This window comes from Acinetobacter shaoyimingii (assembly GCF_011578045.1).
Classification (GTDB): domain Bacteria; phylum Pseudomonadota; class Gammaproteobacteria; order Pseudomonadales; family Moraxellaceae; genus Acinetobacter; species Acinetobacter shaoyimingii.
In genome coordinates, this window is sequence record NZ_CP049801.1 from 379,613 (window position 1) to 401,345 (window position 21,733).

Below are 21,733 nucleotides of genomic sequence, written 5' to 3' on the forward strand. Positions count from 1 at the left end.
AGATGAACACAGCAAAAATCTCTACGCAACCCATTGTGGATATGCAGTTTAGCGGACTGCATTGGATTGAAGCTTCTGCAGGTACGGGGAAAACCTATACACTGTCCAGTTTAATGGTGCGCATTTTACTGGAAAAACATTTACCCAATCAGGTCATTGCCACCACATTCACTCGCAAGGCAGCAGCGGAATTAAAGAGTCGGGTTCGAAGTCGACTACAAGATACACAGCGGTATTTTGAAGCCTGTCGTGAATTGACTGAACAGCAAATACTTGCCAAAGCAGAACAGGAATCAGACCCTTTATTTGCTGTGTTACTCAAGACGTTTTCAACCCAGATTGGCTATGCTTGTGAACGTTTAAAACTGGTGATTGATCAACTGGATGAGCTGTTTGTCGGCACTTTAGATAGTTTTAGTCAAAAGCTCCTGCGTGAGTTTGCCTTTGAAAGTGGCAAAATCGAATATGCCCAAATTACCGATGATGCAAAGAAATATAGCCGACAATTAATCCACGATATTTTACGTGAATGGATTCAACAGCAACCACAACAAATAGTCGATAGTTTGATGTTCGCAGGTGAGTTGCATGATGCAGATTATTATGTGTCGACTGTTGAACAAAGTCTAAATTTTGCATCAGCCATCTTCGCCGAGCCAAAATTTTCTTCTGTAGATGCAGAAAATTTTCAACGTGCAATTGGTGCATTGGTACAAATATCAGCTGAACAATTACATCGTTTAGAGGCTTATTATTTGTTGGATGGGGAACATTATAAGCACATCAATGGAACAAAATTTCGAAGTGGTCGCTTCAATCGAATCTTTGCCAAAAGTTTACCGAAGCTGATTGAAACCATAAAAGGGCAAGATGCGAATCTCTACTTAAGTTCCAGTTTAAATGCAGAAAAAGATGATTTTGCAACCTTAATAAAAGTTTTGCGAGAAGAACAAATCTTTAAAAAATCGGCTGCTGAAAGTATTCAGTCAGATTTCTATCAGCATCCAGTGATTCAACAGTTATTGCAAATTTATTTAGAAATAGAAATTTTTGAAGTGCAACTGCAAGGGACAGATAGTTATCTAAAATACTATTTGGCACATCAAGTCAAAATTCGTTTACCGCAAGTCTTACAACAAAAAGGTGAGACGACTTTTGCTCAGCAAATTCGAACGCTAGCCAGTGCCTTACAAGGCACACAGGGGCAACGTTTTGCAGCTTATGTACATGCACGTTATCCACTGATTTTGGTCGATGAATTCCAAGACACTAACCAAGATCAAGACGATATGCTGGCGCAAATTTGGCGTCATTCGAATCGGGTCAAACAAGGCTGTATGATTATGGTCGGTGACCGTAAGCAAGCAATTTACGGTTTCCGTGGCGGCGACATGCTGACCTTCTTAAAAGCCCATCAGGATGTGTTTGGTAAAGACGGACATGCCTATAACCTCGTTTATAACCACCGTTCTGTGCAGCCTTTGGTTGAGGTGGTCGATGCACTATTTCAGCGACAGATCGATTTTGGCGAAGCGGTGTTTTATACCCCTGTACAAGCAGGCAGCCGACCACATCCTGCCTTAATTGAGGATCATCAAGCCAATCCTGCACCATTACGTTGGATGCAACTGGAAGATAAAGAAAAAGAAGCCGAACAAGTCGCATGGAAAATTCGAGATTTGCTGAATCAGGGCATTGCGGGCAAGCTTTTTGTACAAGATCAACAAGCTCCGCAAGCAATTCAAGAACGTGATATTGCGGTACTCTCGAAAAATCATAATGGTTTAGATCAAGTTCAAAGCGCTTTGGAGTTTCTTGGGATTCAGGTCAATCGACCTTCGAAAAAAAGCGTCTTTGAAAGTCAGATTGCACGTGATGTAGGTGCATTACTTACCGCAATTTTACATCCCTATGACGAAGCAAAAGTGAAACGGGCATTGGTGTCACGTTTACTAGGTTTTAATCTGCAAAAGCTGATTCAATTGGAACTTCAAGCGGATGGCTTAAGCAGTTACATTGAGCAGTTTGATCAGATTCGTGAGATGTGGCTGAACCAAGGTTTTTTAACTGCGTGGCAATATGTATTGGCGCAGTTCAAAGTCTGGAAAACTTTGGTAGAAAAACAAAGCCGTGATAATGAGCGGGTAGTGGTGAATTTACGTCATCTCACTGAAGTCCTCAGTCAACACAGCGAAGTTTATCAGGGTGCACATAATCTCTATCACTGGTATTTAAAACAACTGACTCAGCCCATGGAACGTGAATGGGAAATGGAGCGTCAACTTTCCAATGATGCTGGTGTTCAGTTGATGACGATTCACCAATCTAAAGGTCTTGAATTTAAAATTGTCTTTTTACTCGGTGCAGATAAATCGGCAAATGAGCAAAACAAGACGCTGAATTTTTCCAAGCTTGAGCAGTTAAATCCAGTCACAGGAAAGGTAGAAGAACAGCGTGTTGTGGCAATTAATGATAAGCAAAATATAGAACCACAAGCTTTAGCACAACATGAAGAACGCGTTTTGGCGGAGCATCGCCGTTTATGGTATGTGGCACTGACTCGTGCAAGCCATCGGGTCTATGCCATGCTGAGTGATGTCAAAGGAACATCAACTACAGGTTTAGCATTTTGGCGTGGGCAGGGCGCAGATGCCTTTCAACATCCATTTAGTGTCAATGAGCCTTTGTTGTTGGAACGCCCAAAAGCTTTGCAATCATCGCAAAATCAGCAACACCAACCTTTACACGCTTTGGATTTTCCAAGTCAGCGCTTTTATCCTCGTGGGAAAACCAGTTTTAGTTATTTGGCGCAACATTTAACACGGCAACAAATTCAGGATGCAATGGCTGTTGCGGAGCCTGAAATTGGCATTGCAGATGATGAAAAGCATCAATCCATTGATTCGATGCATTTAGCCTTACAGATTGATATCGAACAGTCTCAGCAACAAGATCAGCCCTTGGCATGGATCAAAAGCAATTTTCCAATGGGGACTTTTGCAGGAAGCTTCTTGCACAAGATTTTTGAACATATCGATTTTAAAAACCAGCACAACTGGGGACTGGAAATTCGTCGCCGTTTTAAAAATGACAATGCACAACTTTGGAATGAAGTGTTAGCTAAAGTTCAAACGGCATTTCCGCAAGAAGCGCAACATGAAGATTTTATTATTGAACAAGTTAAAATGTGGCTGAATGATGTTTTGTCGACGCCAATTTTAAATTCATTTTGCTTAAATCAACTTGAACCGCATGAGCATTTGGCGGAGTTTCCGTTTTATTTAGCGCTTTCTGATCGTGTCTTAGCAATACAACGCATTCATCAGTTATTTGCTGAATATGATATTCATATGCCTGAGTTTTTAGAGGCCAATTCTGCACGCTATTTGAAAGGTGAAATTGATTTGGTGTTCTTTGATGGACAACGTTATCACATCGCTGATTATAAAAGTAATTTCCTTGGAACACAGCAACAACATTATAATTCTGAGGCGATTCAAGAGAGTATGAGTCATGCCAGTTACTGGCTACAAGCCGCTTTATATTTGGTTGCGCTGCATCGTTACTTGAAAATTCAACTTGAGGACTATGAGATTTCACGTGATTTGGGTGGTGCAAGTTACCTCTATTTAAGAGGCATGAATGGGCAGGCAGGACAAGGTTATTTTTATTGGCAACCTGAAACTGAGTTTATTTTAAGACTTGATGCAATTTTAGGTCATTTTTCTGAGGATAAAAACAGCAAAATTGCATGACTTTTTCAATGATTTTAATTTTAAACAGTGTTTTAGCTTGTGGATAACAATGTTGAAAACTGGGTGGATAACTTTGAGGATAACTGTGTGGAAAATGTACAGGATTTGGAAAGTGAGATTCCTCAATGGATTAGCACATGGGCGAAATATCTGCTTAAAAGCGCATCTTTGGATATAAATTTAAATGAAGAATCAATTAAATTGGTCGAGCAAATTGTATTGGCCAATGCGCAAGGGGATAGTTGCTTAAGCAGACCTGAGCAATTTGACGTCATTTTTGAAAAATTAGCGATAGATGAGAAGCTAGCGACACAGCAAGTCTCCCCATTTGTCTATGACGATGAATATGTATATCTATATCGCTACTGGCAATTGGAGTATCGCTTAGCTCAGCAAATTCGGCGTTTAACACAACAAAAAATTCAATCAGTTGATGTACAAACTTTTGAGCATCTGTTGACGGATACACATCAAAAAGCGGCGTTGACCATGGTGGCTGATCATGCCTTCAATATCATTACAGGCGGGCCTGGGACAGGAAAAACCTACACTTTAGCGCGAATTATTGCGGTTTTGAGTCAAGCAATTCCAGATATTCGAATTGCGATGGCAGCACCAACAGGAAAAGCGGCACAGCGTATGAAAGAGGCGCTGCAAGGTTCCTTAAATGATGAAAAACTTAATGAACTGGGATTGGTTTCTGATGCTTTAAAAAATCAAGAGACTTTAACCATTCATCGACTTTTAGGCTTAGGAACACAATATCAGCCCCGTTTTCATTTAAAACAACCATTGCCTTACGATGTGATTGTCATTGATGAAGCTTCAATGTTGGATTTGAATTTAGCGACATTATTGTTTGAAGCAGTTCCAGATCAAAGTCGATTAATATTATTGGGAGATGCCAATCAATTGGCTTCGGTTGATGTGGGAGCGGTTTTGGCAGATTTACAACAAGTTCCACAACTTCAAGAAAACCATGTCAATTTAATCACCAGTCGTCGCTTTAGAGATGGCGCAAAAATTGGTGAAATGGCTCAATTTATCCAATCTCAAAATGATGCTGAGCAGTTGGTATCTAATGTTCTAAATAGATTTGAGCAAAAGATTGTACAGGCGAGCGAATTGCAAGCAGTCGATTTGTTTGAGGATATGGAAGATGTGGTACAGCTGGAATATCTGAAAGAGCAATTTTCTTCGATCGATTTAGATCAGTATTACCAAAAATTGAGTTGGGGATACCAAGGTTATTTTGAGGCACTGAAACAGTATGTTGAGTCTGACTATGCAGAAAATCTCATTGAAAAAGTCGTTCAATCATTTGACGAGTATCGAATTCTAACGGCAATTCGGCATGGTGAATTTGGCCTAGATGCGTTAAATGAACAGATGAAAAAGGCTTTACTTTCAACATTAAAGAATATTATTCCACAGGGGGATTGGTTTGTCGGTCGCCCCGTCATGATGAGTTATAACGACTATCAGCTGGGATTATCAAATGGTGATATTGGCCTATGTTTTAAGCATCGCTGTCAATTGGGTCAATTCGAGGTCTATTTTCCAAGTCTAAACAAATGGATACCAGCAACACGCTTGCCTAAGTCAATTCAGACTGCATTTGCATTGACTGTGCATAAATCACAAGGCTCAGAATTTAAACATACAGCTGTTGTATTAGATGATTCTGCCTCTAAGTTATTGAGTCAAGAGCTAATTTATACTGCAATTACGCGTGCAAAATCTGTTGTCAGCTTATTGGTCGCACCAAATGCGCTTAGACAAGCTTTTTGTGTAAAATCTGCGCGTTGTAGTGGAGTGGTGAAAAAAATTAATTCAATAAATTTAAATTGATAGGATTGTTTAACAATATAGGCGTTGTAAGCAATTGCTTACAAGGATTCAAGAAATTAGCGCATAGAGCTTCAGTGAAGTTTTTGAGATGATGAAACGCATAAAGGGTTCAACACGGAATGTTGAGCGATATCGCATAATAAGAATGATAAGAGTCGAGAGACTGCGAACTTACAAGAAGTAAGTATAAAAGAGGAAACTTACAGCCGCTAAGCCTTGTAGTTTTGGGAGAGACTACAGGGCTTTTTTATGTTTGTTTTATTTAATTTTTTTTAAATAAAATTACATGCTGTGAGATTATGCTTACATAAAGATACGAAAAATGCGACTCGTTTATCACTTTATTTGTGGCAAAATACAGTCATAGGGAATTGAAACCTTAAGAACAAGGACCGTATTAATAATAATGAGTGAGTTCATCACTTAGAAAAAAGTATAAATAAAACAATAACAATAACAACATAAGAATCTACAGCGCAAAAAAAAGCCCCTAAGTTACTTAGGGGCTTTTTTTCATTTCTTAAAACTTTACTTTTTTCATAATTAGTGTGTAAGCGTGTATTACCATTGGTTTACACTACGCTACAAGTCTATTTTTAAACCAGATTTGCTTCATGTTGATCCGATCCAAACAAAGAGCGTCGCTGTTCTTTCGCAATGATTGGACATTGAGCAGAAATTTGATACAGCAAATATCCGAGTGCAGGTAGGTGTGTACCTAGGACAGATTTACCCGTATTTAAGATGGAGACACTAATGTCCCTTTCTGGATCTGCCCAACATAAAATATTGGAAAATCCTAAATGCCCAAAAGCTTGACCTGAATTTGGACCAAAGAGTCCAACTGGATTTGTGCCTAGCATGGGTCCTAAAGCATAACGCATCGGTGCAAGTAAGCTTCGGTCAATGGTGGTATTGGATGTTGGCAATGTTGCTCTAAACACCGTTTCAGGTCGAATAATTTGCTTATCTTGGTATGAACCACCATTTAATAGCATTTCCATAAAACGATTGGCTTGTTCAGCACTGGTGTATATATTTCCTGCAGGACATACCGTGTCCATAAATCGCGTATCATTGGTCACATTGACCGCCAGTTCTAAACCACCACCCAGCACACGATTTAAATACACGTCACTGCCTAGACTTGGATGAATGCCTGTTGGATAATTCAATGCCACTTGATCTCTCAATTCGGGTTTTAAACCATAATTGAAGAAGGGCAGATCCATGGGTTTTTCGATATGTGTATGTAAAAAATCACGAATATCTTGCCCAGTAACACGCTCAATCAGTTCACCCAAGATATATCCTGCTGTCACCGCATGGTAAGACAATTGACTTCCTGCACGAGCCACGGGTTTTGCGACATAGAGCAGTTGCAATATTTTTTCACGATCAAACAGCAGTTCAGGCGTAACTTCAGTTTCAATTTTTGGAATGCCGCCACGGTGAGAAAGTAAATGAAAAATGGTCGCTCGTCTTTTTCCATTGGCCGCAAATTCAGGAATATAGCGACTAACAGGATCAAGTAAATTGATTTTACCTTGTTCATTAAGGATATGAACCAACATCGCACTGACCAATTTCGATGCTGAGAACAAACAAATGGGCGTATCTGGATTGGCAATAACTGCATCAGAGGAAAGCCCTGCCGCAGAATTACCTTGGCGATATCCAATACTTCGATTGATCATTATGTGTCCATGCCGTCTTATGCAGACACTGATTAAAGGGTGGTTACCTGATTTATAGAGTGTCTCTACGCTCGACCAAATTTTCTCAATTTGAGCGCCACTTAAACCACCCAATGCAGGATCAACTTCATTCTTAGATGTCGTGATTGAATTTAAATCACGAGGCACATAACAGGTATTGGTTGAAAATAATTTCATTTGTTTAGCCGCACTTCATATTTTTGTTATTGCGAACCAGTTTGCCTTGCTGGTTTTTCAAAGTCAGTGTCTATGCTGACGTTGATAGGCTAATAATCTGCAAATGTAAAAAAAAGCAACAATCTATTTTCTGTTAGTTCAAGTTTAAAATTCAGATTTGCGCTGGATAACTTTGCAATCTGAGGGTAGTTCCTTTAAAATAACCCACTGCTGTAGTGATGCACGGCAGTCAACCCAGTTTTGAAGAATGAAGTTGATTCGTATCAAATACTTAACATATAAGCATCTCGGAGAAATCGAATGGCTTTAACAAACGCAGATCGCGCAGAGATCATTGCTAAATTTGCTCGCGCTGAAAACGACACTGGTTCACCAGAAGTTCAAGTAGCTCTTTTAACATCTCAAATCAATGACTTACAAGGTCACTTCAAAGAGCACAAACACGACCATCATAGCCGTCGCGGTCTTATCCGTATGGTTAACCAACGTCGTAAGCTTCTTGATTACCTTAAAGGTAAAGATGCTACTCGTTACAGCGACTTGATTGCTGCTTTAGGTTTACGTCGTTAATTCGATTGAACTTTGTTTTTCGGGCTATTGCATGCTTAGTGCTATATTACTGAAAATTGAAGTATACCTAGCTTCGACTAGGTAATAGAGAAGGGGCGAATGTTTCGCTCCTTCTTTGTGTCTTAAATTCATATTTTACTCATTGTGAGTCATTAATTGTCTGGTGAGGTCGGCTTCTAAGCTTTGTCATTTTTCAATATTGATTGTGAATGCCAAACCTTAGGGGTCTCCACTAGAATAATTGTTCACAAGAACTAGGAAAAAATAGAACATGTCAATGTTTAATATTATTCGTAAAGAATTCCAATACGGTCAGCATAATGTAGTGCTTGAAACAGGTCGTGTTGCACGTCAAGCAAATACTGTTGTGATTACAATGGGTGGCGTTCAAGTATTGGTTGCTGTTGTTGCTCAACCAACTGCAAAAGCAGGTCAAGACTTCTTCCCATTGACTGTTAATTATCAAGAAAAACAATATGCAGCTGGTCGTATTCCAGGTGGTTACGGTAAGCGTGAAGGTCGTGCGTCTGAAGCTGAAACTTTAATTTCACGTTTGATTGACCGTCCAATTCGTCCGTTGTTCCCTGAAGGTTATTACAACGAAATCCAAGTGACTGCGACAGTAATCTCATCTGACAAAACAATGGATGCTGATATTGCTGCAATGTTGGGTACGTCTGCTGCACTTGCAATTGCAGGTACACCGTTCCGTGGTCCAATCGGTGGTGCACGTGTTGGTTTAATCAACGGTGAATACATCCTGAACCCGAACCACGAACAATTGAAAGAGTCTGATCTTGACCTTGTTGTTGCAGGTACAGAATCTGCAGTTCTTATGGTTGAATCAGAAGCGAAAGAACTTTCAGAAGACCAAATGCTTGGTGCTGTATTGTTCGGTCATGACGAAATGCAAATCGCAATTCAAGCGATTAAAGAGTTTGCAGCGGCTGCTGGTGCAACAGAGTCAACTTGGACTGCACCTGTTAAAAATGAAGCGCTTTTAACTCAATTAAAAGAAGCATTTGAAGCGAAAATCTCTGAAGCGTACACGATTGCTGTTAAGCAAGATCGTTATGCTGCACTTGACGCACTTCATGCAGAAGCAATTGCTCAGTTCGTTCCAGAAGGTGACGAAACAGGTATTGCAGATGAAGTTAACGAATTATTTGAAGATCTTAAATACCGCACAGTTCGTGACAATATCTTGTCTGGTAAACCACGTATTGATGGTCGTGATACCAAAACTGTTCGTGCAATCGACGTACAAGTGGGCGTGTTAGATCGTGCACACGGTTCTGCATTGTTTACTCGTGGTGAAACTCAAGCGTTAGTAACAACGACTTTAGGTAATACACGTGATGCGTTAATGGTGGATACGCTTGCAGGTACTAAAACTGACAACTTCATGCTTCACTACAACTTCCCTGCATACTCTGTAGGTGAAACTGGTCGTGAATCTGGTCCTAAACGTCGTGAAATTGGTCATGGTCGTTTGGCTCGCCGTGGTGTTCAAGCGGTTCTTCCTGCAGCTGACCGCTTCCCGTACGTAATTCGTATCGTATCTGATATTACTGAATCGAACGGTTCATCTTCTATGGCTTCTGTATGTGGTGCTTCATTATCACTTATGGATGCAGGTGTTCCACTTAAAGCGCCAGTTGCGGGTATCGCAATGGGTCTAGTGAAAGAAGGCGAGCGTTTTGCGGTACTTTCTGACATCTTAGGTGATGAAGATCACTTAGGTGATATGGACTTTAAAGTAGCTGGTTCTGCAAACGGTATTACTGCACTTCAAATGGATATCAAGATCGAAGGTATTACTGAAGAGATCATGGAAACTGCATTGAACCAAGCGTATGCTGGTCGTATGCACATTTTGAATGAAATGAATCAAGTGATTTCACGTGCTCGCCCTGAAATTTCTATGCATGCACCTACATTCCAAGTGATCAACATCAATCCTGACAAGATCCGTGATGTGATTGGTAAAGGTGGTGCGACAATTCGTGCGATCACTGAAGAAACCAAAGCTGCGATTGATATCGAAGATAACGGTACAGTTCGTGTGTTCGGTGAGACGAAAGCTGCTGCGATGGCTGCTGTTGCAAAAATCCAAGCGCTTACTGCTGAAATCGAACCGGGTACAATCTACACTGGTAAAGTGATTCGTATTGTTGAATTCGGTGCGTTTGTAAACATTCTTCCAGGTACTGATGGTTTACTTCATATTTCTCAAATCTCGAATGAACGAGTTGCTAACGTGACTGACATTCTTGCTGAAGGTCAAGAAATTAAAGTACAAGTTGCAGATGTCGACAACCGTGGTCGTATCAAATTGACAATGAAAGACATCGAACAAGCATAATTGTTCGAACTTTTCAGCTTTCTGCATAGGAAGCTGAAAGGAAAAAAGCCTTGGGTAAAGTCGAAGTTGATACTTTGACTTGCTCAAGGCTTTTTTTATGGCATGATGAAGATCAGGCGAATATCTAAAATGAAACATAACTGATCATTATGCAAAGCTACTATTTTTATTTACATCAATCGGAAAATTATTCTTACATCAGTAAAACACCCATTGAAAACCAAGAAGCTGAATTTATTTGGGTCGATTGCACACGGGATGATGTTGTCAATCATGCAGAACAATGGCAAAAAAACATTCAGGCTTTAACACAGCTGACTTTGAATGAATATCATGTTCGAGATATTTTAAATTTAGAACACCCATGTGTATTTGATGCGATGGATGATTATGATTTATTGATTTTTAGAAAACTCATTACGCCTGATGATCAGATTGGTATGGATGAGAATGCATTAGAAAAGCACGAAAGTGTGTTTGGACTCGCGACAACACCTATGAGTTTTATTATTACGCCTCAAATTTTGGTGACGATTCGTGAAATAGGCAATAAATCCATTGAAAATTATATTGCACGTACTGAAACCATCGTGTGTCGTCCAATAGAAGAACAAAATAAGCCTAGGAAGTTAGCATCTACCCCCATTGATTTGAGTCTTAGATTGCTCAATACCATGGTCGATGGTTATCTCGATTTGAGAGTACCCTTAACGCGTCGAGTTGAATATTGGCAGCAAGAGCTGTTACAGGGGCATCGTCGTTTTACCACATGGAATCAACTGTTACAGGAAAATATGTCTTTTCAACAAGTCGAAAACTTGTGTGAGGAACAAATCGATTGCTTACAGGAATTACGCGATGAGATTGTTGAAAATTACACTCATCTCAAAGGTAAAAAACGTGCAGATAAACAAGATCTTATGGTAGTGCGTGTAGATGATTTATCGAGTCATATTGAAAGAATTCAAAAACACACCACACGATTACGTAGTGCAATTCAGGCTGCAATTGATTTGCATTTTTCAGCCGTTGCCAATCAAACCAATGAAAATATGCGCATTTTAGCGATTATTACCGCTATTTTTGCACCGTTGACCTTGTTGACTGGAATTTATGGTATGAACTTTCAAGAGATTCCAGGTCTCAAAAATCCATTCGGCTTTTGGGTGATGCTCGTGGTGATGTTGATCACCACGATCATTCTGATCATTTTCTTCTACCGCCGTCATTTGGTCGGGCGCGGTGAAAAAAGTGTGATTGACATGCTGGCTCAACAACACAGAGATCAACATGTCAATCTATTTTGGTTTATGGATTATGAACCCATTAAGCAGACCATGAAGGGCGTTGAAAAACTCACAAAATTTAAATAACGCAACATTCGTGAAATTCAATCAACAAAAATCCTGATTAAGTGGCGCTTTGGGTTGCTTGTTGGCGAGAGGCTGTTTTCAAAATTTGATACAAGGTATCTTTCAATTTCAGCTTCTTCCGTTTTAACCCCTCAATGTCATCGTGAATGACTTTGATCGGATCTTGCTCCATCGAAATGATCTCACGGTCTAAGGCGTTATGATCCTCAAGTAGCTGTGCGAAATGCGGATCCTCCTGAGCGAGAATAGGCATAATTTCGCGATATTCGGGGAACATATTCTTCAGTTTTTTATTAAGTGTTTTTGTATTCATGATGATTTTAGATACCTCATTCTGTAAGTTTTAAAAGAATAGGGGAGCATTGCAGTTGAGTCCTGCAATAATCCACATCATTCATTAGCTTTGGGTAAGATGGGAGTGTCTTACTTGTTTGCGTAACGTTTGAACTTCATCAATCAAATCCATCATCATTGCAACAGCTGACAAACTGGCCTCGAAATCACGCTGTAAGCGATAGGCTCTACGGGCTCGAACCAGTTCATCGGCGAAAAACTGATGGATACGACTTTCATTACGAGCAGGTAAAATTTCATACTCTAAGAGCTGTAAAACCCACTCAGGACTTTGCCCACAGGCTTGGGCAAAATTTTTCAAATCAAAAATATGATTTTCATCAATAATTTCCGCTTCTAAACATCCATTTCTTACAATTTCACGATAATGAATCGTTGTCATGAATCTGCTCCATTAATTAGATCTAGGATTAAAATGCGAAAATGCTTTAGCAAAATCTTGGTAAGCATGTGTCTCTGCTTCCGTTTCTGCTTTTGGATAGACGATATTTAATACTAGATATAAGTGACCGGGAACTTTGGATGGAATCCCTTTATCTTTGAGACGTAGTTGTTTACCGTAAACGGTATTTTTCGGAATAGTGACTTTGACTTTTCCAGTTGGGGTCATCACTTCAATTTCTTGACCGAGTGCTGCTTCCCAAGGGCTGATGTCAATGTTGTAATAGACATCTGCACCATCAACACGAAGTTTACTGGTCTCACGATATTGAATTTCAATATAGAGGTCACCAGCTTCACCGCCATTGATGCCTGCTTGGCCTTGTTTTGATAAACGAATTTGTTGACCTTCTTTCATACCCTTAGGAATTTTCACTTCTAAGGTTTTACGTTGAACCTCAGGTTCGCCATAAACGTTGTAGGTCGGAATTTGTAAAGTAATTGTTTGGGTAATACCGTGGTATGCAACATCAATATCCAATTCAATTTTTGCATGTTGATCTTCACCACGGAAACTGGTTTGCTGTTGAGTATTACGCTGGCTATATTGTTGTTGGCGACCCCCACCAAAGCCCTGACCAAAACGACCAAATAAATCTTCGAAACCACTAAAATCTGCATTTTGACCAAAGCCATTGCCTGTTTGACCTTGATGATTTGAAAAGCCATCAAAGCCATTGGCATTTGATTGACCACCAAATCCACCACTTGCAAAGCCTTGAGGATGATCCAGTTCAAAGTCGTATTGCTGTTTCTTTTCAGCATTGCTCAAGGTGTCATAAGCAACGTTAATGGCCTGCATTTTTTCTTCAGCATCGGGTTCCTTACTGACATCAGGATGATATTTGCGTGCGAGTTTTCGATACGCTTTTTTGATTTCGTCTGATGTGGCTTCACGACTTATGCCCAGAACGTCATAGTGATTTTTTGACATTGCACCTGAATTTTATTTGATCGATTTTTAATTATTATGGTCTGAATTTTGAGCAATCTTAAACGGTTTGTTAGTATCTAATTGTTTCAAACTTTGAACAGAAATTGGCAATATTGGAAAGGGGATTTTAGAAAAAGTATTACAAAAATAGATGTTTATAATATTTATAAAACAAGAAAATGAACGTTGTTAAAAATCATTGATTAAAAATAATATGTATCTAAAAATGAATTCGAATAGTCTAAATATTTTTCTTGGATTTTAACCGACTTAAAGTATTTTACATTTGTTTGCATTATAAATATAAAACGTGATTTATATCACTTTAATGTGTTTTGGTGTTTTCATAAGTACAAGGACTACAGCATTAAAAAAACCTTAAAGTGAGTACATCACTTTAAGGTCAATTTTCTACGATTTTTACGATCTAGCCCGTATAAAAAGAGAAGTGGTCTGATCCCTTAACTTAGGTGAGCACCAAAAAGACCCAGTGCCTCAACTGCTGTGAACGTATAACGTGTATTGCAGAATTGGCAATCCATGGTAATTGGATTTTGAACTTCTAAGGTTTCGCGTACCGCATCTTCGCCAATTTGAATCAACGCATTTGCACAACGTTCTTTTGAGCAGGTGCAGCCAAATTTAAGTTGTTCAGCATCTGGTAGACGAACTTCTTCTTCATTATATAAACGATAAAGAATTTCTTGAGCATCAAGATCAGTCAATTCATCTGCTTTCAAGGTCTCAGTCAACATTTTTAAACGTGGCCAAATATCTTCATCGACCAATTGTTGCTCTTCTTCATTATTACGAGGAAGCAATTGAATGAGTAAGCCACCAGCACGTTTTTCTGAACTTGCTAATACAATACGTGTTGGAATTTGTGCAGATAAATCATAATACTGCATTAAGCAATGTGCTAAGTTTGGTTGGTCTAAAGGCACAATCCCTTGATAACGTTCACCAAAATCAGGTTCAATATTAATAAATAAAACAGGACTAACTAAAGTGGATAACACTGTGCTGCTGTCTGTTGCTGCATTAAATTTTGGATCTTCTTCATAATCCGCCAAAGCACGAACTTCACCTAAATGGTTACATTCAGCCATTGCCCATTTCAGCGTGCCTTGCGCTTGAATTTGTAAGCTGATTCGCCCTTGAATTTTTAATGTACTTGCAAGCAATGCTGTAGCGCTCAGCATTTCACCAAGGAGTACCTGAATTGCAGGCGCATAAGTTTTTTGCGCCAAAATAGTTTGCAAAGCTTCTTCAAGATGAACTACTTCACCACGTACAGGGCTATTTTCAATATAAAAACGTTGACGTAAATCAGACATAAAATTCTCCAAATCCCTGCTTAGATGGTGACTATATTGTAAATCACAAGTTAAATTTCTTCATCTCGACAAACATTAATTCGATCTGGGTGCTCATTCCGTTGCAAATGTATCGTTTGTGGTGAGGTGACCGACTCATTGAGCTGTTCTGAGTCATCTTTTGATGGAAAATTGTGTGAGTCACTTTCAAATATATGTTCAAGTTCAGCAATAAAGTTACGATAACTCTCATAGACCTTTTGTTCATCAGTATAGATGCGTTGCTGTTCTGCTAAAAGCTTTTCATCGTAATCACGGAACAGTTCAATGCTGTCATGGGCCTGTTCTTTGGGTATACCCAATAAACATAATGCACGATAAGACATTCCTAATGATGACAAATACGTTTCACGCCAAATATATTCAATACCTAAATCACGAAGTAAATGCATGTGATAGCGATCACGGGCACGGGCAAGTAAACGCAAATTTGGATAATTCAGTCGTATGTGTCGTGCCACATTCATCGAGACTTCAACATCATCAATCGCCAAGATAAATACTTGCGCATGTTGAATACCTGCAGCACGTAGCAAGTCTGGTTGAGTTGCATCGCCATAATACAATTTACCGCCATAACGACGCACGAAGTCAATGCGCTGCAAATTATTATCAATGGCTGTAAAGTTGATTCGTTGCATATGTGCAAGACGGGCTACGATTTGCCCAACACGACCAAAGCCAGCAATAATCATAGGAGGATGATGGTCAATGATTTCATCGTATTCAGGCTTAGATTGCTGTTGAAATAAGGGTGTGATCCAACGATTAACTGCCCAAAACACAATAGGCGTGAGCGCCATTGATAAGGTGACAATGAGGGTTACAGGTTCAATCATGGCACTGGTCAATACATTTTCACTTCGTGCAACAGCAAAAATCACATAGGCAAACTCACCACCTTGCGCCAAACATGTGGCAATCAAGATACTTTGATTCCACGTATATTTGTAATATCGAGCAATGGAGAGCATAACCGCGGCTTTAATGACTATTAATAATAAAGTACCGCCTATGACCAATACAGGCATTTGCCAAATGACCGAAATATGGGTTGTCATACCCACTGTCATAAAAAATAAACCCAGTAGTAAGCCTTTAAATGGGGTGATACTGGCTTCAAGCTCATGACGAAATTCAGAATCTGCTAACAATACACCTGTGAGAAAAGCCCCCAATGTCGTGCTAATACCGAGTACATCCATAAGGACGACCACAGACAGCACAATAAAAAGTCCTGCTGCGGTAATCAGTTCTGTCGCGTCACTCTTAACAATAAACCTGAAGAAAGGGCGCATCACATAACGACTAAATAAAAATAAGCCAGTAAAGGTTGCGACAATGGCAGCAAAATAAGCAATACCATGATGACTGGTCTCACTACCTGCCAATATTGGAATAATGGCAATCAGTGGAATTGCAGCGATGTCTTGAAAAAGCAAAATGGAAAACGATTGCTGACCATGTGTAGTGTTGAGCTGTTGTTTTTCAGAAAGAAGTTGCAGCACAAATGCTGTCGAAGAGAGTGCCAATGCGAAACCAATGACAAAGCTGGCTGTTAAATTATGTTGAAAGAGCAACCATATCGTCCCCATCAGGACTAAGCCTGTAATGACTACTTGAGCTGTACCTAATACAAAAATAGAACGGCGCATTTCCCAAAGACGCTGTGGTCGAAGTTCCAAGCCAATTAAAAACATCAACAGAATTACGCCGAAATCGGCCAAATGGACAATTGAATCAGCATCTCGAGCAATGTTTAAAACACTTGGACCTAAAATAATGCCGGTAAATAGATAACCCAATACTGTTGCAATGCCAAAGCGTTTTCCGAGTGGAACTAAAATGAGCGCAGCTCCAAGGAAAATCGTGATTTGTAACAGTAAGGACATAAGGGTTTTCCAAACTCAATTTATAATTTATGAGAATTGTATTCTCGAAAAGATCATCTTTATATTTAATTTTGTGCGTCAAGCATACCAATCTGTTCAAGCATGTATCAACTCAGTTCTTGTGGATCGACATCAATGGTAATTTTCATGTTTGATGGTTTGAAATGCAAAATTTGTTGCCACCATTCGCGTACATAAAAATGCATTTTGGCACGCTCCGTCGAAAGTAATACCACATGAGCTTGGTATCGTCCTGCTTTGCGTTCCATGGGTGCTGGAATGGGACCCCAAATATCAATCAGATTGCCCGCATGTTCACGCAGTTTTTGGGTCATGTTGGTTAAAAAAGTTTGATTTTCATCCTGACTGCGTGATTCACAACGAATCATGACTGCATAACGACAAGGTGGAAGGAGAGCAATTTGTCGATCAGCCAGCGTATCTTTAGCAAAGGCACGATAATCTTTAGTAATAAGCGTATTTAAAAGCGGATGGTCGGGGCGTAAAGTCTGTAGATAAACTTCGCCTTTCATTTCTCCACGTCCAGCACGCCCAGCCACTTGAATAATTAACTGGGCTGTTCGTTCTGTGGCACGGAAGTCTACGCTCAGTAAACCAGAATCAATATCCAAGATTGCCACTAAAGTGACATAGGGGAAATGATGTCCTTTGGCCAGCATTTGTGTACCCAGTAAAATCATGGGTTCACTCGTATGGATCTGATCATAAATTTTTTGCCAGCTTCCGACACGACTGGTGGAATCACGGTCGACGCGTAAGATTTTATGTTCAGGAAAAAGTTCTTGAAGGGTTTCTTCTACTTTCGCTGTGCCCATCCCGATTGGCTTTAATGTTTGTTGATGACATTGTGGGCATGCATCAGGCAGGCGATTGATTGTGCCACAGTGATGACAGTGCAAATGCTCATAGGGTTTTTTATGTAAGGTAAAATGGGCATCACAATGGGGGCAATTGGCTTGCCAAGCACAGCTTTCACAAATTAAAACGGGTGCATAACCACGTCGATTTAAAAAAATCAGCACTTGTTCTTTTTTATCTAAACGTTTTTTGATTTCATCGATGAGGTTTTGACTGATGCCTTGCTGTTTTTTTGCAATTTTCAAATCGATCAAATGCATTTTTGGCATCAATGCCCCACCTGCACGTTGTGTCAATTTGAGGTGGGTCAATTTTCCCTGATCGGCTAAATAGAATGAATCAATGCTTGGTGTTGCTGAGCCTAAAACAATCGGGCAATTTTCTAAATGTGCACGATACAAAGCCACATCTCGTGCGTGATAACGGAAGCCTTCTTGTTGCTTAAATGATAAATCATGTTCTTCATCTAAAATGATCAGACCAAGATTTGGCATAGGGGTAAAAATGGCAGAACGCGTACCTAGAATAATGGTGGCTTTGCCTGTTTGTGCATGTTGCCAAGCTTGTAAGCGTTTGGTGTCATTCAAACCTGAATGCATAAGCACAATATTGCAATGAAAACGAGATTGGAAGCGACTAATGGTTTGTGGTGTTAATCCAATTTCAGGAACGAGAACAAGGACTTGTTTACCTTGTTTTAACACCTCGTGCATGACCTGCAAATACACTTCAGTTTTACCACTACCAGTCAATCCATCGAGTAAAAAAGCTTGATATTTATTTTTAGCTTTTACCATGCTTTGTATGGCTTTTTGCTGATCTTCATTGGGTGTTAAAGGCATCTGCGCCAATTGAACAGGTTCAGGCTGAAAATTTTGCGGTTCTAATTCACAACGAATAATGCCTTTTTTTTCGATTGCTTTGAGTGTCGCAGTTTCGATTCCGCTTAAATTTAAGATGGTTTCTGCTGTTCCATGCGGATGTAATTTTAAAACTTTATAAGCATCTTGTTGCTTCTCAGAACGTTTGAATTTGTCATCTGCATTTAAATCTAAGACTTTCCATGTTCGAGCAAGCAAGTTATATGGCTTGCCTTGTCGAAGCAGGGTAGGAATCGCAGCATGCATCACTTCCCCTATGGGGAATTGATAATACTGTGCAGACCAATGGCAAAGTTTTAAAACAGCCTCATTTAAAATTGTTTGATCATCCAAAATTTCAGTAATGAATTTGAGTTGAAAACTTGAGTCAATTGGCGCATCAGACTGTAGCTTTTCAGTCACAATACCCACCACATGTTGACGACCAAAGGACACAGCAACGCGTGCACCGACTTCAATTTGACGATATTGATCTTCAGTAACTTTATAATCAAAGCAGTCATAAAGATGTACAGGTACAGCGACGCGAATGCGATAAAGTTCTGGAGCAGTATTTAAAATATTTGGCATGTCATTCTGTCGGGTAGCGTGAGCAAATTATATCGTGAACAATGAAAGCTTATGGTACAGTGAAGAAGATCATCAATAAGCATGAATATGAATGATTATTAGGGTGAGATGCAACAATTAAAAGTCATCATTTGGAAAATTAGAGCATTGGAATGCCAGCATATCAATTTACAGCAATAGATGCTTCGGGCAAACAGCAAAAAGGCGTATTAGAAGGTGATTCTGCACGTCAAATTCGTCAACAACTGCGCGATAAACAATGGATTCCTGTCAATGTTGATGCTGTGGAGCAAAAAAATAAAACCCAAAATGGACAGTGGTTTCAAAAGAAATTTACAGCCTATGATTTGGCTTTGCTGACACGTCAATTATCAGTTTTGGTGGCTGCAGGTATTCCTTTAGAGGAAGCTTTGCGTGCGGTGTCGAAGCAAAGTGAAAAATCACATGTACAAAATTTAACGTCCTCCGTGCGCTCAAAAGTCATGGAAGGACATTCATTGGCACAGGGGATGCAGCAATCGGGACGTTTTCCAGATTTATATATTGCTACGATTGCGGCAGGTGAGCGATCTGGACATCTCGATCTGATTTTAGATCAATTGGCGGATTACACTGAAAACCGTTTTGCCATGCAAAAGAAAATTCAATCTGCCATGATTTATCCAATCATTTTGATGATCATGTCCTTTGCGATTGTAATGGGGCTGATGACTTATGTCGTTCCAGATATTGTTAAAACTTTTGATCAGAGCAAACAAGCCTTGCCTTGGATTACTGTGGCTTTAATGAAAGCCAGTGAGTTTATTCGACAAGCTTGGCCGTTTATGTTGGTGTTCTCAATTTTAGGCATTTTTCTTCTCATTCGGTTTCTAAGAACGTCAGCAGGTCATTATGCTTTTGATCGTTTAACACTCAAATTGCCATTATTCGGTAAACTTTCACGTGGTATTAATGCAGCACGATTTGCCAGTACATTGTCGATTTTGACGCAGTCTGGTGTGCCGTTGGTGGATGCACTGAAAATTGGGGCAGCGGTGAGTAATAACTGGGTGATTCGAGATGCTGTGAATCATGCATCTGAAAAAGTGACCGAAGGTGGGAACTTGGCAACGCAATTAGAACGTAGCGGTTATTTTCCCCCAATGATGGTGCAAATGATTAAAAGTGGTGAAGCTTCTGGAGAATTGGATCGCATGTTGTCACGTGCTTCTGACATGCAAGATAAAGAAGTGACGACATTTATTTCAACATTACTTGCTCTGTTGGAACCCTTGATGCTGGTCATTATGGCAGGTATCGTTTTGGTGATTGTGATTGCTGTGATGTTGCCAATTGTAAATATGAACAATATGATTTGATCAAATTAAATAATGAAATTGATCTTATGATCGATCAGGAAGAGAGATAAAAATGACACAATTGAACAAAAAATCAAATACGCGCCGTTTAAATCAACAAGCAGGCTTTACCTTAATTGAAGTGATGGTGGTGATCGTCATTTTGGGGGTGCTGGCAGCACTCATCGTGCCTAATGTTATGGGTCGAGGTGAAAAAGCCAAAGTTGATACCACCCACATTACCTTAAAATCTGTTGCAGGTGCTTTAGATCAATACAAACTTGATAATAATAAATATCCATCTATGCAAGATGGTGGTTTAGATGCGCTTGTCAATAAGCCTGCTTCTGCAAAAAATTGGATGCAAGGTGGATATATTAAAGGTGGATATCCGAAAGACAGTTGGGATAATGATGTGCAATATGTGATTCCAGGGTCAGAAGGTCGCACGTTCGATTTATACTCTTTTGGTGCAGATGGCAAGCAGGGTGGTGAAGGTAATGATGCTGATATTTATTACCAACCTTGATTGAGAATTATTCTAATTTAATTATTATGGAAATAATCACTTCAGTTCATCGTTTAAATAAATACTGGCTGAAGTGATAATCCTTATTATTCATAAATATAATATTAAATCATTGAAATTAAATACAATTTAAATAAATTAATTTTTGAGATTTATAATAAGAATTATTTGCATATTTAATAGTTACAATAAAGTCAAAATATGGATAAATATAGACTTTTTATTTATTTAAAACCTTGCATAATAGAATTCAGGACAGTGATTTACTGGGGAATGACATGAAAGCATTATTACTTGAAGATGAAGTGAATCAATTTCATCGGTCAGTGCTGAAGTCTGTTCTTTTGGTATTGAGCCTTCTACCTTTAAGCCAATTTTTTATCAATCTCTGGCATGCGACAGATGCCAATAGTCAGATCATGCTTGGTTTTATGGGGATTAGCATTTTTACAGCTTGGTCTTTGGTAAGTTTTTGCAGTGCATTAAGTACTACTGTTATGCGTCTAAATCAGCACGCTTCTACATTTGAAGCATGGATAATTAAAATCTATGGTTATGTTCCGATGTTGAGCTTAACCGCAATGATGAGTTATCTTGCAACACAAATTTAATGATGCCTTAATTTTAAAATGATAAAAAACTAAAAAGATCATTTTGAGTGCTCGTTGAACCCAATATCATTCGACATACAAAAAAACCGAGCATATGCGCTCGGTTTTTTGATGACAAGG

General features: G+C 39.4%; 15 protein-coding genes. 8 read left to right on the top strand and 7 right to left on the bottom strand.

What is annotated here, in order from left to right:
* Positions 1-2 precede the first annotated feature (2 nt).
* Both G8E00_RS01715 and recD read left to right on the top strand, forming a co-directional pair.
* The gene (locus G8E00_RS01715; protein WP_166221568.1) at positions 3-3,755 is read left to right on the top strand and encodes a UvrD-helicase domain-containing protein; all 3,753 of its coding nucleotides are present in this window, start codon (positions 3-5) and stop codon (positions 3,753-3,755) included.
* A gap of 87 nt (positions 3,756-3,842) precedes the next feature.
* Positions 3,843-5,606 carry an exodeoxyribonuclease V subunit alpha gene (recD, locus tag G8E00_RS01720; RefSeq protein ID WP_196781998.1) on the top strand — a complete coding sequence of 588 codons (1,764 nt, stop codon included), beginning with the start codon at positions 3,843-3,845 and terminating at the stop codon, positions 5,604-5,606.
* A gap of 596 nt (positions 5,607-6,202) precedes the next feature.
* On the opposite strand, the gene G8E00_RS01725 is transcribed toward recD, so the two are convergent.
* Positions 6,203-7,501, bottom strand: coding sequence for a serine hydrolase domain-containing protein (locus G8E00_RS01725; RefSeq protein WP_166221572.1), 1,299 nt, complete (start codon positions 7,499-7,501; stop codon positions 6,203-6,205).
* Between the two features lie 300 nt (positions 7,502-7,801).
* Between G8E00_RS01725 and rpsO the strand changes: the two genes are divergently transcribed.
* The 3 genes from rpsO (at position 7,802) to G8E00_RS01740 (ending at position 11,809) form a co-directional block, all read left to right on the top strand.
* The gene (gene rpsO / locus G8E00_RS01730; protein ID WP_166008687.1) at positions 7,802-8,071 is read left to right on the top strand and encodes a 30S ribosomal protein S15; all 270 of its coding nucleotides are present in this window, start codon (positions 7,802-7,804) and stop codon (positions 8,069-8,071) included.
* Positions 8,072-8,348: 277 nt separating this feature from the next.
* Complete coding sequence (pnp, locus tag G8E00_RS01735) at positions 8,349-10,436, top strand: polyribonucleotide nucleotidyltransferase (RefSeq protein ID WP_171522907.1); 2,088 nt, start codon at positions 8,349-8,351, stop codon at positions 10,434-10,436.
* Between the two features lie 149 nt (positions 10,437-10,585).
* The gene (locus tag G8E00_RS01740; RefSeq protein WP_166008685.1) at positions 10,586-11,809 is read left to right on the top strand and encodes a magnesium transporter CorA family protein; all 1,224 of its coding nucleotides are present in this window, start codon (positions 10,586-10,588) and stop codon (positions 11,807-11,809) included.
* A 37-nt stretch (positions 11,810-11,846) separates the two neighbouring features.
* On the opposite strand, the gene G8E00_RS01745 is transcribed toward G8E00_RS01740, so the two are convergent.
* From G8E00_RS01745 to G8E00_RS01770, 6 genes are all read right to left on the bottom strand, one after another.
* Positions 11,847-12,122, bottom strand: a complete 276-nt coding sequence (locus G8E00_RS01745; RefSeq protein ID WP_166008684.1) for a YdcH family protein — start codon at positions 12,120-12,122, stop codon at positions 11,847-11,849.
* 84 nt (positions 12,123-12,206) lie between these two features.
* Positions 12,207-12,545, bottom strand: a complete 339-nt coding sequence (locus G8E00_RS01750) for a chaperone modulator CbpM (protein WP_166008683.1) — start codon at positions 12,543-12,545, stop codon at positions 12,207-12,209.
* A gap of 12 nt (positions 12,546-12,557) precedes the next feature.
* Positions 12,558-13,538 carry a DnaJ C-terminal domain-containing protein gene (locus G8E00_RS01755; protein WP_166221576.1) on the bottom strand — a complete coding sequence of 327 codons (981 nt, stop codon included), beginning with the start codon at positions 13,536-13,538 and terminating at the stop codon, positions 12,558-12,560.
* A gap of 461 nt (positions 13,539-13,999) precedes the next feature.
* Positions 14,000-14,875 carry an Hsp33 family molecular chaperone HslO gene (hslO, locus tag G8E00_RS01760; RefSeq protein WP_166008681.1) on the bottom strand — a complete coding sequence of 292 codons (876 nt, stop codon included), beginning with the start codon at positions 14,873-14,875 and terminating at the stop codon, positions 14,000-14,002.
* Positions 14,876-14,925: 50 nt separating this feature from the next.
* Positions 14,926-16,806: a monovalent cation:proton antiporter-2 (CPA2) family protein gene (locus G8E00_RS01765; protein WP_166221578.1), complete on the bottom strand. Its 1,881-nt coding sequence runs from the start codon at positions 16,804-16,806 to the stop codon at positions 14,926-14,928.
* A gap of 107 nt (positions 16,807-16,913) precedes the next feature.
* Positions 16,914-19,136: a primosomal protein N' gene (locus G8E00_RS01770; protein WP_166221580.1), complete on the bottom strand. Its 2,223-nt coding sequence runs from the start codon at positions 19,134-19,136 to the stop codon at positions 16,914-16,916.
* Between the two features lie 152 nt (positions 19,137-19,288).
* Between G8E00_RS01770 and gspF the strand changes: the two genes are divergently transcribed.
* The 3 genes from gspF to G8E00_RS01785 all read left to right on the top strand — a co-directional run bounded on the left by gspF (position 19,289) and on the right by G8E00_RS01785 (position 21,613).
* Positions 19,289-20,494 carry a type II secretion system inner membrane protein GspF gene (gene gspF / locus G8E00_RS01775; protein WP_166221589.1) on the top strand — a complete coding sequence of 402 codons (1,206 nt, stop codon included), beginning with the start codon at positions 19,289-19,291 and terminating at the stop codon, positions 20,492-20,494.
* A 52-nt stretch (positions 20,495-20,546) separates the two neighbouring features.
* On the top strand, positions 20,547-21,002 hold the full coding sequence (gspG, locus tag G8E00_RS01780) for a type II secretion system major pseudopilin GspG (protein WP_166008677.1): 456 nt from the start codon (positions 20,547-20,549) through the stop codon (positions 21,000-21,002).
* 278 nt (positions 21,003-21,280) lie between these two features.
* Entirely contained in the window at positions 21,281-21,613 is a 333-nt protein-coding gene (locus tag G8E00_RS01785) for a hypothetical protein (protein WP_166008676.1), read from the top strand.
* Positions 21,614-21,733 lie beyond the last annotated feature (120 nt).